This is a genomic window from Pseudomonas sp. WS 5503 (assembly GCF_012985385.1).
GTDB lineage: Bacteria > Pseudomonadota > Gammaproteobacteria > Pseudomonadales > Pseudomonadaceae > Aquipseudomonas > Aquipseudomonas paracarnis.
In genome coordinates, this window is sequence record NZ_JAAQWI010000014.1 from 67,627 (window position 1) to 79,290 (window position 11,664).

Here is an 11,664-nt window from a genome sequence, read left to right on the forward strand (position 1 = left end):
CGCGGCTACCGCGCCCAGGGCTTCCGTGCTACATGATCATTTTTTTGTGAGCTGGAGCGGAAAATGGATGAGATTTCGTTGGAGCAAGATGGTGTCCACTGCACAGCTGAGTACGAGGTACATGGTGAGGAGCTGTATGTGTATCTGCCTGACGGTGAATGCCGCCAGACGACATTGAATGGCATGAGTGCAGAGAGTGCGGCACTCACGCATCTACGCTCGTATTTGAAGAAAATAGCTAAGCCTGCATGACGTAGGCCTCTTATTAGGTGAGCCACAATCGGACATACGGAAGTGAAAGAAAAGGAGGAAAAAGCATGGCAAATTTTTACCCGCCAGGGTATTGCCCTGACAAATGCAGTGGCGGTCAGTCTGATCGCCAGGTGATTGTAGCGGAAAGGCTTCAAAGTGAATTTCCAGAGGCGGTTCGCGGTGAAATCACGGCTCACGGAGGGGCTAAGCGTTGCAACTACTGTGGTTTGGTTTACCTGCACCCGATTCGCGCAATTGATGGGCGCCTCGGCTTTTGGGATTCCGGGGTTCGAGGGACAGTTTGGAATAAGTAAGTAGCGTCTCTCACCGCACCCCAAGCCCCGGTCTACTGGGGTTTAGGCAGTAGTTGGGGGGCGATTTGCGCTTCCCTGAAGATCGTTACTGAGGAAGTGCATGAGCACCGAAATGGGTTCTATTGATCGGGTGAAGCTGGATGTCGTTGTGAAAGCATGTCGGCGGGGGCTTGAGACCCTTTCGGATACAGCTGGATCGGCATTTAAGCAGTTTCCGACCGGAGCATGCGGAATCGCCTCAGACATCGTTGGCCGCATCTTGTGGGAAGCTCTGGGGTACGAGGGGGTTTATGTGTGTGCTACGGGACATCCACTCCTTAGCCAAAATGCCTCTCATGCCTGGTTCGAAGTCGACGGTTTGATTATCGATATCACGCACGACCAGTTTCATGGTACTGAACTCAACGGCTGGGTCTTCGCGCCAGAGGACGGGTGGTACACCCTGTTCGAAGAACAAGAACGTCGTGATGGGTACAGCCCGCCATGCGAATGGCTAATTTATCCAAGTGACGGATATGACGTCGCGTGTAATGAGGTGGTTGCACAAGGGATCACTGTCGCAGATCTACAAAGCTACTGAACTGTTCCGGGAAATGTTCGCAGGCTGATCACCAGCTAGAGGAAACCACGGCTATGACCATGCGCACATATGAATACTTTGCTTGCCCCAACGGCCACCAGGGCGAAGAGAAAACCACCGAGAACGATCAGCCATATTCGAAGTGCTGGGAGAGTATTTCGATCAAGGGCCTCAGAAACGGGCCAGATGGCAGCTATTTATGCGAAGTGTGCGGGTTGCTGATGTCTCGCGTCCCGAAGCCATCCGCATAGGAAACGACCATGCCATTCCCAAAGATCCACCAGCACAATTCACACGTCACGGCCGATCCGATCATGTCGGACTATGTTCGCGAGCAGTAGCAACGGCTTCATATCGAATGGCTTACTCATGTTCGACCACCAATGTAAGTCGATAACAGGTCGATAAGGCCGAGTCCCAACTCGTAGCTGATTTGCACTCGGGCATCCTGATCTAGGCGTCGGTCGAGTTGGTAGCAACGGCCACCGTTGATGGGCGCAAGATGATGAGTGCTCTGTTCATAGCGTTCGCACGCATAGGCGGCCCGAAGCTCGTGGAAGCCTTTGAGGTTGTGCGAATGGAGCATCTCTCGTGCGGGGCGGACGATTTGCCGTTGTAAATCGACATAGCTTTCGTTCGGTGCAAGCAGATTGCGGCTACCGTTGGGTGAAACCTGTTCGGCAAATTTCAGCGCGTCACGAATAGGATCATTTACCGTAATCCAACGAAGCGCCGACGCACGTGAGCGGCCACCTTGGATGCCATCTCGGATGTTGATTTTGCCGTAGTGTTCGGTCTCATGTTTTAGGCGCGGTAGGTCGGCCAAAATGGCCTCGCGCAAGCGCATGCCGGTGGCTCGCGCCAACTGAACGATGGCCGCCGCGCGTGGCATTTGGTGTTCGCAGAGCACGTCGACGATCCGCTTCACCTGCTCATGGTCTTGGCCTTGCGGCGTCGAGCGACGAACACTGGTACGCCGCATTCCCAAGGCCTTACTCGGGCTCGGCACCGCCACAGACTGATCGCCGCGAAGCGCCGCCATAGTCCGGTTCACGCTGGACAACCGGTTTTGCGCGGTGGCGATGCCGATAGCGCCTTGTTCAACTAGTTGGCGCAGATGCCCTGCGTAGTCCAGCAAGGTCTGCCGATCTATCTGTCGCGCATCGTTAAACCCCGGCCCATCCTCCGAACGACACCAGCGGACAAACGCCTGCCAGCGATCACTGTGCGCCTTGACCGTGGCGTAATGCCCACCACCAAAAAGATCGCGCAAGGCTTGCGGTCCGGCATAACTCAGTTGTCGGCCATAGCCAAAATTGCGCCCATCTCGTCTACCAACCAATGCCATGATCAAACTCCTCTCGAAGCCAAACACCTGTGAGGGTTGTCCACTAACGCGAGACTGGCGGCTCCTTACGACCGGGAGCTTGGGCCTCTCAAGAGCTGGCCTCCTGAACACTTCCGCAGATAAGCATTCGTGTCGCACTCAGAGATATTTTTTGAATGTCGCCGTCGTGATGGCCATGGCGACCCCGAGCATCACGGCGCAAGGCAGAAGTACCGCCATTGGGTTGAGCGAAAAGGGTAGGGACAGGTAAAGAATCCAGGGCACGATCAGCAGTGGGATGACCGCTCGCTTGGCCCGATGATAGACAAAGCTGCTTTCGCGCCCAGCGCCGAATTTCCGCAGGTCGCGGCGCATCAAACCATCGATGAAGCCGGTGAACATGGCCAGCAGAAGCAGGGGGGTCGCCAAGACCAGAATGGTCAGACGCACCACGAAAGTGAAAGTGACATACACCGCCGCCAGTACAAAATCCTCGATGCTCACATACAGCTGATTGAGCCCGCTCCAGAAGCGGTTGTCCTGGCTAGACGCCCGCGCCTGCTGGGCGAAATCCGTAAAACCGGTCTTGACCAGTAACCACTGCTGGAGGAAATCCAGCCACTGGACAATCGTCTGTCCAGGCTGTTGGATAATCAGTGAGGATGTGAAGTGCTCACTGAGCCAGCCCAGTTCGCTGCTCAGCATCGCCTGACTGTGTCGCCGGCCTTGATCACCCCAGAACAGCAGCAGACCGGCCCACTCGATCAGAATCGAGAACAGCAATGAGGCGATCAGCAAACCGATGACGTGCAGGACCAGGTTAATCGCCGAGACGATTAGCCCTGGGCGCTGGATGGGTTGCGGTGGAGGGTTCTGAGCTGAAGTCATCCTTCTTGACTCCGCGAGATGCACTGCAGGGCTGACGGTGTCATGGGGCCTCCTGAGCAGGAACACTTGCATCCACCGCTGAAGAAGTGCGTGGAGGCGTAACCCGATCTGGATCGAAGTCGAGCGTCGGGCCGCCACCGCTTGCGCTCCACCATTGTCTCGCCTGCTCGTTGTAGGTCGCCCGCATCCGCTGAGTGAGTTCCTGCAGGTCCTTGGGCATGGCATCGTCGTTGGAGGGTTTTGGCAACGGCATGCGGACTTTCCAGAGCTGGCCACCGGCCTGGAAGGAGAACATCTGTCCCTTGGGTAGACTGACGATATGCGCTGGCTCGATCAGCGGCACACTGGTGCTGCTGACACGGTCCTGCGAGGAGGAGGTGAAATCCGTGTTGGCTTCAGGATCGGAGGTGTCGGTGGCGCCGGACACCAGGGTCTTGGTCAGCACGTTAACCTTGGGCAACTGCTGGGTGAGCAGTTCAGCAGTGGCGGTTTCGCGCACCCGCAGCATCTGCAGGGTGTTGAAGTTGCCAATAACCTGGCCAGCTTTGGCGCGGTTGCCGATTCGCGCTTCGATATCGCTGAGGGTCTGGGTGTAGGCCGTCACCTGGATGCCGGCCCCGCCGCCCTTGTTGATCAGCGGGATGAATTCATCGCCCATCAACTCGTTGAACTCATCGGCGTGCAGGTTGATCGGTAGCTTGTCGGCGCTGCTGCCAGCGGTAGGCAAGCCATGGTCGATGCCGTGTTTGTAGATGTGTCCGGCGACCGAGACCAGATCGGCGAACATGGAGTTGCCCACGGCAGCGGCGACCTCGGCATCGGTCAGTGCATCCAGGCCGACGTAGACGATGCCGCGCTTACGGATGATCTGTATCCAATCGAAGATCGGTCGTGGGTCATTCAGGTCGGTGTAGTTGGGGGCCAGCAGTTGAGAGGTCTTGCCGGTGGTGAGTTTCTCCAGCAGCGGCAGTAGGGAGGCAACGATTTTGTCGAAGTAAGTACGGTCATATCGCACCGCCGAACGCAGTCCATCCAGTACCGGATCAAATACCCGCTTCACCGCCAGGTACTGCTCGATCGCCACCACGCGCTTTTCGCGCCCGATCATATGCCGGGGAATGTTTTTCTCGGTGAGTTTGCCTTCAAACTGGACGATCACTTCCCACGCCTTCGGGTCAGTTTTGGCGAAAAACTGCTGGGCGTATTCGATGAACAGTGCGTCGATGTTGACCACATGCCGTTGGATCTGCAGGTAGTCTGGACGTCGGCCTAGCTCGATCAGCGCTCGGGCGATGATGTTGACGAAACGCCAGGCGAACTCGCGAAAAGCCGCAGAGTTACCTTCACCGCTAAGCTGCCCGGCGATGCGTGACGCCACTTCCGAGATACGACCGAAACGTCCCACGGCGTTGTAGCGGGCCGAGATTTCTGGCCAGCCCAGATGGAAGACATAAAACTCCTTCTCCCGACCGGCACGTTTGGCTTCGACGTACATCCGTTTGAGCAGGTCGGCATCGCCCTTCGGATCGAAGACAATCACTACCTCGTGTTCAACGCGGTGTATGTCCTGGGTGATGTACACCTCGGCGAGTCGCGTTTTGCCGACACGGGTCGTGCCCAGCACCAGGGTGTGTCCGACCCGTTCGCCCAGCGTCAGGCTGACTTCCGTTTCGTTGGGTTCGACCCCATGCAACAGCGGCGAACCACCGACCGGGGGCAAAGGCCGCAACGGATTGAAGGCGCTGTCCCAGGCCGTGACACGCGCCAGTGACGAGAGCGGAAACGGTGCATGCTCCAGGCGGCGTTCGAGTTCACGTGCCAGCCGGTAACAGGTCGGTTGGTCGACATAGTGGGCGACCGCCGGATCCTGGGCTTCGACCAGGCGCTGGGTGTGCAGGTGTGTCCAGCGAAAGCCGCGCCCCATAAACAAACGCTTACGGCTGACTGGAATCTGTCGGCTGGTCAGTTCGTAGCGGGGCAGCCGACGGATATTGCGCCGATAACGCAGCACCTCCCAGGCTTGTCGCAGCCGGATCAGGCCGAACAGGGCATAGGCCAGCGCCGCAACCAGACCGATCTCGGGTGACAGGGCCACAGCCCAGGGCGAGTACACGCACAACACCGTGGCAGCGATGCAGATCGCTACGGTGTACAGCTCCACCGCTGGCCGGAGCTTGGACTCCATCGCATGCTCGGCCATGACCTGGACTCACTGTTCCAGTGAGGTGGCAGTGATCAAGACGGGATAGTGCTCAATCTGCAGGCGGGTGGCGATGTCGTTGCCGTTGACCGGCAGGATGGTAATGCCCGGAGCGGCTGCTCGAATCCGGGCCAGGGCTTCATTATCGGCCACTTCGACGGCGAGGCCAGCCGCGCCCATTTCCTGCAGTTCAGTCGCGCGTTGACGCAACCAAGCCAGCGACTGGGGATCGTCACCGACCAGGACAAATGGCCGCAAACCAGGCATGCTCAGGGCGCGAGACATGATCTGGCCGGGGCTCAAGTGAAAGCTGCGGACGGGCAGTATCCAGGCTTCATCGGCAAACGTGGACAGGTCCGCATGCATGACCCGATCAGGCTGGATCTTGTTGTTTATTGGCGGCCTGGAAACTTGAAAATGGGGCCGGGTGACGTCGCTCGGCTGATCCTCGGCAACGCTCAGTTCCGGCTGGGCGAAAAGGTGCCAAGAGCAGGATGAGATAGCAGGTAAGGGATATTCGCTTCATGGTGGTGTGCCTTGTTCGAAGGAAACCAGCAACCGTTCGAGTTGCCGGGAAAAACCTGCGCGGTAACGCGCGGCGGGCGCTCCTCCTGCCGGGCGGTGATAGCGTCCGGCAGCTGACACCCAATCACCGGTGGCGGCGTGATGCTCCTGCAACAGCGCGGCGGTTACGGCGAGATTTCGGTAGGGATCGAGGGCTTCGCAGGGACTGGAAAAACGTTGCCCGTGGTAACCCAGGTTGGTTTGTCCAAGACCGACATCGACCCGCTTGGCGTCATGCAGGGCGAGCGCCTGAAGCAAGGCGTGACAGGCGGCCTGGCGAGTGGCGAAGTGGTAGGGTGTTCCGGCGATGTTCAGGGTCCAAGGCCAGGGCAGCAGTCGACCACGGACGCGGATACCACTCTCCTGCAGGGCAATCGCGAACAGCACCGTAGAAGGGATGTCGGCGTCATGCGCCGCCAATTGGTAGGCAGGAGGCGGAAGTTCGTCAGCCTGGACGGCGAGCATTGTCAGCAGGAGCGCAATACCACTCAGTCGAGGCGTTGCCATTGTCCATTCACCTGTTGAAATGTGGCAGGCAATGGCCCCGGGGCACCCAGGTTGAACCAGCGACCACGGTCATGGTTCAAGGTGATCTGCCGGCGTTGGACCTTGACCGGATCGATGTCCGCTTGCCGAGCCCAGCGACGGACGCGTTCATCCTGGCCTTGGCTGCCCACCAGGTAGATATCGAACGCCGTGTCGCTGCTTTGCAGACGCTGCGCTTCGTCGGTGCACGTCTGGCAGTGGTCCTCCACAAACAGGGCCTGGCGCGACATGACCGATGAGCTGGCAGGGGGTGGGGACGCCATGCCCTGGATCGGCAGCAGCCCGGGAAACAGCTTGGTCCAGGCCGCGGTGTAAGCGTTTTGGTAAGCCAACTCGCGCTCGGCGCGTTTGGCTTCCAGCACTATCTGTAATTCGGCATAGCGCTGGCGCTCTTGGTCGGTCTGGGCTTCGACCCCGAGTGCGGTCAACGGATCGAGGTTCGGGCTCCAGAAACCGCGCGGGCCGGCTTGGATCTGTTCGAAGCGCGTCCACTCCTGCTCCGTCAGACCCCAGCTCGTCGCCTGTTCAGAGTCAGAGCGCCCCAGGGGAGCGGACTGCGTGTCCTGGATCCGTGACTGTGTCGCGACGGGGTTGCCCACCGCAGCGCCCATGGCCAGTAGCGAAGCGAGACAGACAACGGTGGGCAGTAGCGCTCTGTTCATGATCACTACTCAAGGGAGGTGCACGGTCTGATCTGGCTGAGCGGCCACCGCGAAGATGGCTGAGTTCGGCTCCAGCACTTTCAGGTGCCAAGTTCCGAGATGCTCGCCGCTATGCAGCAGCCGGACATCCGTGAGCGAGCGACTGTCATGAGGTGCGATCGCCAGAAAGCGCTCACCACCGCGGGACTCGACACTCAATACTGAAAACGGTGGCGAGAGCGGGGTGGGTTTGGGGCGAGCGGTCTTTTTCGGTTTGGTCGCAGAAGGCGTCAGCGGTGGGGGGGATGGCTGGGTCTTGTGCTCCAGGAGCTGCTGCTCGACCTGTTCAAGGCGTGGGCGCAGCGCTGTCAGGTCTGCCTGGGTGGCGCGGGCTGCCAGACCATCACGCAGTTCCTGTATCTCTTGCGCCCACTGATCCAACATCGGATCGAGGGTCTTGACCTGTTGCTCACCAGTATCGACCATCTGCTTCAGGTCTTTCAGCGCGTACTGCAGCTTCTCCTGGGCATCCTTGAGTGCGCTTGAATCATGTTGCAGGGTGTCCAGGGTTTGTAGGTGTTGGGTGTTCGTGCTCTGCAGTTCGGCCACGCGTTGATACTGGTTATACAAACCACCGCTCAGGCCGGCGACCGCCAAGCAAAGCAGCCCAATGATGAGGGTTTGAAACGTCGAGGCTCTCATGGGCGTGCCTCCAACAGATGGGGCGAGACGGGTGTGATCAGCGCGCCGCCGGCCTCCGTTTTCTGCTGTTCGAAGCAGACCGAACGGCTGACTTCGTCGGTCGTGAGTTGCCAGGCGGGGCCAGCGAGCACTTGCAGCGCGCGGCGCAAAGAGATCGGGCCGAGCCGGTAATGGGCCGCGGGCAGGGGCCGAGTAAACAGCACCCTCACCGACGCGGTAACGGGGCAGAGAGCATAGCCCGAGCGCTGCAATACGTACTGCAATGCATCCTGCACTGAAGGGTTCAGGCTGGACGGGATGCTCACGTCAATGATTTGGGCAAGAAGATCGCGTTGTTCCGTGGTGGGCTCGGTGCTAACCAGCGTGTAGCGGCCATAACGAAGCTCTGCCGGATAGCTTTCTTCGGCTATGCCCTTCGAGTGCTGGGCCCGATTGGAGCCACTGTCTATCTCTGGATTGGTCGGCAAAGGATCGGGGATTTGCGCGGTGCAGGCGCTCAACAAACCCAGCAGGCAGACAGGCGTGAAAAAACGCTCCATGGAAGAAACCTCATGTCAGATTCAGTGCAGAACCTGACATGAGGTGAAGGAACGATTCAGTGAGAAAGTTGATTCAAGGTGGGTCGTGTTAACACTGAACACGTTGCTATTCATCGAAAATGGCGAGCCCATCCAAGACGGCAGCGTCGGGGTCGAAGATCAACAATCGCACATCCGCCAATGCCGCCAAATACAGTACGTTGACCAAGGTTTCCGGTGTGCCTGCGTCGAGTTGTTCTTGTCTCAAGCTCGAATAACGATTGCCCTCATTGTTCAACAAGTTATCGTCCGTCCATGGCGTGCCGATCAGTTTGCAACCGATACCGCAGCAATCTGGAAGCGTAAAAAGCTCGAACAAAAGGCCGGTCTGCCGCAGAGCGAAGTTACTGACCCACTCTTTCAGATAAAGCATCGCTGCTTCGGGAAGGTGTGCGGTGCTGATTTCCCAGGCTCGACTGTAGTGTCCCGTTTCGAAGCTTAAGCGATGTACCATGGCTTGTGCCTCTTCCAGGGAGTACAGATCTCCGAGGTGATGCCGCTCGTTGAGCATTTCGCCCGTCACAGCGTAGATTACTTGGCGCACTAGCCCGGTGGACTGGCAGCGTTCATCCAAATCATCCGAAATGGATTGGCCTTCGCTGATCACGGCGAAATCGTCATTGAACAGGCAGGGGAACAGTTGCAGCTCGTCGTCGGGCAGATGGGCCTGTGCGTCGTGCACGGGTCGACAGCAGGGAGGGCAGTCGTCTTCGTAGGTGATCAGTAGCAGCCGTTCGATATGAAGGTTGTCGTAACCGCGAGCAAATGGGTTGGAGGCCGTCAGCAGGGCTGCAGCTTGGTGCGTGGGGTTCATGAAGGATCTCCAGAATGATAATGGACAAGGCGCCCGAAGACGCCTGTGAGGATTAAAGCCAGCCATGTTCGGCAAGAGAAAGTGGACGACCTTCACCCACGATGAAGTGATCCAGTACGCGCACTTCGATCAAGGCCAAGACCTCTTTCAGCCGTGCCGTCAAGACGCGATCCGCCTGGCTGGGTTCTGTACAACCTGAGGGGTGGTTATGAACAAAAATGGCGGCCGCGGCGTTATGCGCGAGGGAACGCTTAACGACTTGGCGGGGATAAACGCTGGCGCCATCAATGCTGCCGTGAAAGAGGACTTCGAACGCCAACACCCGGTGCTGGGCATCGAGAAATATCACACCGAAGACTTCATGCTCTTGTTGCACAAGATGCAGTTTTAGGTATGAAGCCACGGCGTCAGGCGACATCAGGTTAGGGCCGCGGGCGAACAGCCGACGATCCAGAATATGCAGTGCTTCGTCGATCACCTGGTTTTCTTGGACGATACGATCAGCCTCGAAATCCGAGGTCTCAATCAGTGTGAGTTGGGTGCTCATGGTGGTACCTCCGAAGGGAACAATCAGGGGTACACACCCGAGGGGAGTGGTGTCCCCGAGGTGGATATAGAGTTGTGGGCGTTAGCAGGTGACGCGCTGTTTACAGCCGAGTGAATCGGTGGCGTTGACCGTGTAGGTGTGAACCACAACCGTCGCAGGGCAATGGGGAAAAAGCCTTTATTCCCCAGCCAGTTTCGGGATCGAAGTCGGCACTGATGGGCATTAACCGAACCAGTCCACGATGGATACCGGCGATGCGTTTCTCAATTTCATCCGTCGTGTAATAGAGCGATAACGTGCTGTAGTCCTCGTAAGCAGTAGCGAACAGGCAGTCGTCGCAAAGCCAGAACGATTCCATGATGGTTCCCTTGTGCGGATTGAAGAAAAGGCGCTCGAGGGAGCGCCTTGATGGGAACATCGTGGACTGTTCAGGCGGACTGAACGGTACGTGTAGCATCACGGCGAGCCGTGCGGGGAGCGGGTGGAGATTCAGGTTCGACCCGAGCCTCTGTTGGGTTTGCGGTCTCCTCAGCTTCGGTATCAGCCGATGAAGGGGATGGCTCACTGTTTGGCGCTTGCTCAGCAGGTGCTGTTACTTCCTGCCTGACGGGCGCTTTGTATTCGAACGTGCCGTTGACCTTGATCCAGTCAATGAACAGCAAACGACCTTTCAGGCTGGCGCCCGGTTGACCTTGTTTATCGCCTTTCTCGTAGAGAAACGGATCGATCCACAGGTCGCCGATACGGAACGACAGCAAGACCTTTTTCTCGGCTTTGACGGCGCCCATATAGAGACGAATCAAGCGTTCAGCTTCACCCCCAGCGACTTTGCAGTCGAAACGGGTGTACTCCACCGCATCGGTGGCACCGTGCAGGGCTGCGATATCGCAAGCCATGAATGGCTGGCCGCGGCGGACTTGTACTTCACGAACACGGTTGAGATAACCGATACCGACGGTGTGCAGATTGAAGTAAGTGGTCGCTTCTTGGGAGTGGTTGGCGTGGGCCATGGTGTTTCTCCTGTTTCAAGGGAAAACGGCGACGCACAGCCCCTGACGGGGAAGCGAGCCCCCGTCAGGGTGGGTAAGGTGAAGGCGAGCGATGAACGACTCGGCACCGGCAAGCCGATGACGATCAGAACGATGCGTCTGGGGAAATAGCGGTGCAGCAGAGGAGCATCTGCGGTGGTGATCCGCAAGCATAGGGTAGTGGGCATTCATTACCGCTGAAGCGGTAACCGCGCGAGCTTCCGAACGCTGATCGCACTTGGGTAAACCACCACGAACGTGGCGTAGCCTTGAAGGTTCTGGCTACCTGGGCTGGGCTGTCAACGACAGCGAACCACGCCCTTTGTATAAGCCTGTCATAGGGGAGCGTCAAGACGCTGCCACCCGATTTTTTATGGCCGGAATATAGTGGTAGTCACTGGACTGAAGAAAGTGAAGAGTGCGCCTGGCGGGGTGCCAGGCGAAGAAGAGAAAAGCCACCTTTGACGGTCGTACGCAGTCGACAAGCTCCTCGCAAAACTGTATTCACTGCGTCACGCTTCGCCAACCGACCCTTGTCGTGGCCCGGGTCGGAACATGCTGGCACGCATCCGCGCACAAAGGGTGCCCAGTGTTTCCCCGGTGGGCTCCGGAACTGAATACGATCGCTGAAGCGGATGACCGCTATTGCCTGGTAGAGGCAACAGTGGTCATCCGCCACAGTG

At 58.2% G+C, this 11,664-nt stretch carries 13 protein-coding genes and 1 pseudogene; 2 read left to right on the top strand and 12 right to left on the bottom strand.

What is annotated here, in order from left to right; all coding sequences use genetic code 11:
- The first annotated feature begins 63 nt into the window (after positions 1 to 63).
- Together HBO10_RS28440 and HBO10_RS28445 are read left to right on the top strand one after the other, a co-directional pair.
- Positions 64 to 252, top strand: coding sequence for a hypothetical protein (locus HBO10_RS28440; RefSeq protein WP_010565124.1), 189 nt, complete (start codon positions 64 to 66; stop codon positions 250 to 252).
- Between the two features lie 414 nt (positions 253 to 666).
- The gene (locus tag HBO10_RS28445) at positions 667 to 1,146 is read left to right on the top strand and encodes a hypothetical protein (RefSeq protein ID WP_231998167.1); all 480 of its coding nucleotides are present in this window, start codon (positions 667 to 669) and stop codon (positions 1,144 to 1,146) included.
- Positions 1,147 to 1,513: 367 nt separating this feature from the next.
- Here the strand turns inward: HBO10_RS28445 and HBO10_RS28450 are convergent, their stop codons facing one another.
- The 12 genes and pseudogenes from HBO10_RS28450 to HBO10_RS28505 all read right to left on the bottom strand — a co-directional run bounded on the left by HBO10_RS28450 (position 1,514) and on the right by HBO10_RS28505 (position 10,963).
- On the bottom strand, positions 1,514 to 2,494 hold the full coding sequence (locus HBO10_RS28450) for an integrase domain-containing protein (protein WP_034128267.1): 981 nt from the start codon (positions 2,492 to 2,494) through the stop codon (positions 1,514 to 1,516).
- Positions 2,495 to 2,632: 138 nt separating this feature from the next.
- Entirely contained in the window at positions 2,633 to 3,361 is a 729-nt protein-coding gene (locus HBO10_RS28455) for a TIGR03747 family integrating conjugative element membrane protein (protein ID WP_010565127.1), read from the bottom strand.
- Positions 3,362 to 3,401: 40 nt separating this feature from the next.
- Positions 3,402 to 5,561, bottom strand: a complete 2,160-nt coding sequence (gene traD, locus HBO10_RS28460; RefSeq protein WP_010565128.1) for a type IV conjugative transfer system coupling protein TraD — start codon at positions 5,559 to 5,561, stop codon at positions 3,402 to 3,404.
- Positions 5,562 to 5,570: 9 nt separating this feature from the next.
- A pseudogene (locus HBO10_RS28465) lies at positions 5,571 to 6,087 on the bottom strand (integrating conjugative element protein).
- Positions 6,084 to 6,632, bottom strand: coding sequence for a hypothetical protein (locus HBO10_RS28470; protein WP_010565130.1), 549 nt, complete (start codon positions 6,630 to 6,632; stop codon positions 6,084 to 6,086). The pseudogene HBO10_RS28465 and the gene HBO10_RS28470 overlap by 4 nt, the downstream one beginning before the upstream one ends.
- Complete coding sequence (locus HBO10_RS28475; RefSeq protein ID WP_034128266.1) at positions 6,614 to 7,333, bottom strand: TIGR03759 family integrating conjugative element protein; 720 nt, start codon at positions 7,331 to 7,333, stop codon at positions 6,614 to 6,616. The genes HBO10_RS28470 and HBO10_RS28475 overlap by 19 nt, the downstream gene beginning before the upstream one ends.
- Before the next feature lie 9 nt (positions 7,334 to 7,342).
- Positions 7,343 to 8,014 (bottom strand): chemotaxis protein, encoded by a 672-nt coding sequence (locus HBO10_RS28480; protein WP_010565132.1) that lies wholly within the window; start codon positions 8,012 to 8,014, stop codon positions 7,343 to 7,345.
- Positions 8,011 to 8,553 (bottom strand): PilL N-terminal domain-containing protein, encoded by a 543-nt coding sequence (locus tag HBO10_RS28485; protein WP_010565133.1) that lies wholly within the window; start codon positions 8,551 to 8,553, stop codon positions 8,011 to 8,013. The genes HBO10_RS28480 and HBO10_RS28485 overlap by 4 nt, the downstream gene beginning before the upstream one ends.
- Before the next feature lie 106 nt (positions 8,554 to 8,659).
- Positions 8,660 to 9,406 carry a hypothetical protein gene (locus tag HBO10_RS28490; protein WP_010565134.1) on the bottom strand — a complete coding sequence of 249 codons (747 nt, stop codon included), beginning with the start codon at positions 9,404 to 9,406 and terminating at the stop codon, positions 8,660 to 8,662.
- A 52-nt stretch (positions 9,407 to 9,458) separates the two neighbouring features.
- Entirely contained in the window at positions 9,459 to 9,953 is a 495-nt protein-coding gene (gene radC, locus HBO10_RS28495) for a DNA repair protein RadC (RefSeq protein ID WP_010565135.1), read from the bottom strand.
- A 100-nt stretch (positions 9,954 to 10,053) separates the two neighbouring features.
- On the bottom strand, positions 10,054 to 10,311 hold the full coding sequence (locus tag HBO10_RS28500; protein ID WP_034113377.1) for a hypothetical protein: 258 nt from the start codon (positions 10,309 to 10,311) through the stop codon (positions 10,054 to 10,056).
- Positions 10,312 to 10,381: 70 nt separating this feature from the next.
- The gene (locus HBO10_RS28505; protein WP_010565136.1) at positions 10,382 to 10,963 is read right to left on the bottom strand and encodes an STY4534 family ICE replication protein; all 582 of its coding nucleotides are present in this window, start codon (positions 10,961 to 10,963) and stop codon (positions 10,382 to 10,384) included.
- Positions 10,964 to 11,664: the final 701 nt, after the last annotated feature.

What these genes read in the sequence shown, in the direction of transcription:
- HBO10_RS28485 (WP_010565133.1), bottom strand. Translation starts at nt 8,553, where the DNA reads ATGGAGCGTTTTTTCACGCCTGTCTGCCTGCTGGGTTTGTTGAGCGCC.
- HBO10_RS28500 (WP_034113377.1), bottom strand. Translation starts at nt 10,311, where the DNA reads ATGGAATCGTTCTGGCTTTGCGACGACTGCCTGTTCGCTACTGCTTAC.
- radC (WP_010565135.1), bottom strand. Translation starts at nt 9,953, where the DNA reads ATGAGCACCCAACTCACACTGATTGAGACCTCGGATTTCGAGGCTGAT.
- HBO10_RS28450 (WP_034128267.1), bottom strand. Translation starts at nt 2,494, where the DNA reads ATGGCATTGGTTGGTAGACGAGATGGGCGCAATTTTGGCTATGGCCGA.
- HBO10_RS28470 (WP_010565130.1), bottom strand. Translation starts at nt 6,632, where the DNA reads ATGGCAACGCCTCGACTGAGTGGTATTGCGCTCCTGCTGACAATGCTC.
- traD (WP_010565128.1), bottom strand. Translation starts at nt 5,561, where the DNA reads ATGGCCGAGCATGCGATGGAGTCCAAGCTCCGGCCAGCGGTGGAGCTG.
- HBO10_RS28475 (WP_034128266.1), bottom strand. Translation starts at nt 7,333, where the DNA reads ATGAACAGAGCGCTACTGCCCACCGTTGTCTGTCTCGCTTCGCTACTG.
- HBO10_RS28490 (WP_010565134.1), bottom strand. Translation starts at nt 9,406, where the DNA reads ATGAACCCCACGCACCAAGCTGCAGCCCTGCTGACGGCCTCCAACCCA.
- HBO10_RS28440 (WP_010565124.1), top strand. Translation starts at nt 64, where the DNA reads ATGGATGAGATTTCGTTGGAGCAAGATGGTGTCCACTGCACAGCTGAG.
- HBO10_RS28480 (WP_010565132.1), bottom strand. Translation starts at nt 8,014, where the DNA reads ATGAGAGCCTCGACGTTTCAAACCCTCATCATTGGGCTGCTTTGCTTG.
- HBO10_RS28445 (WP_231998167.1), top strand. Translation starts at nt 667, where the DNA reads ATGAGCACCGAAATGGGTTCTATTGATCGGGTGAAGCTGGATGTCGTT.
- HBO10_RS28455 (WP_010565127.1), bottom strand. Translation starts at nt 3,361, where the DNA reads ATGACTTCAGCTCAGAACCCTCCACCGCAACCCATCCAGCGCCCAGGG.
- HBO10_RS28505 (WP_010565136.1), bottom strand. Translation starts at nt 10,963, where the DNA reads ATGGCCCACGCCAACCACTCCCAAGAAGCGACCACTTACTTCAATCTG.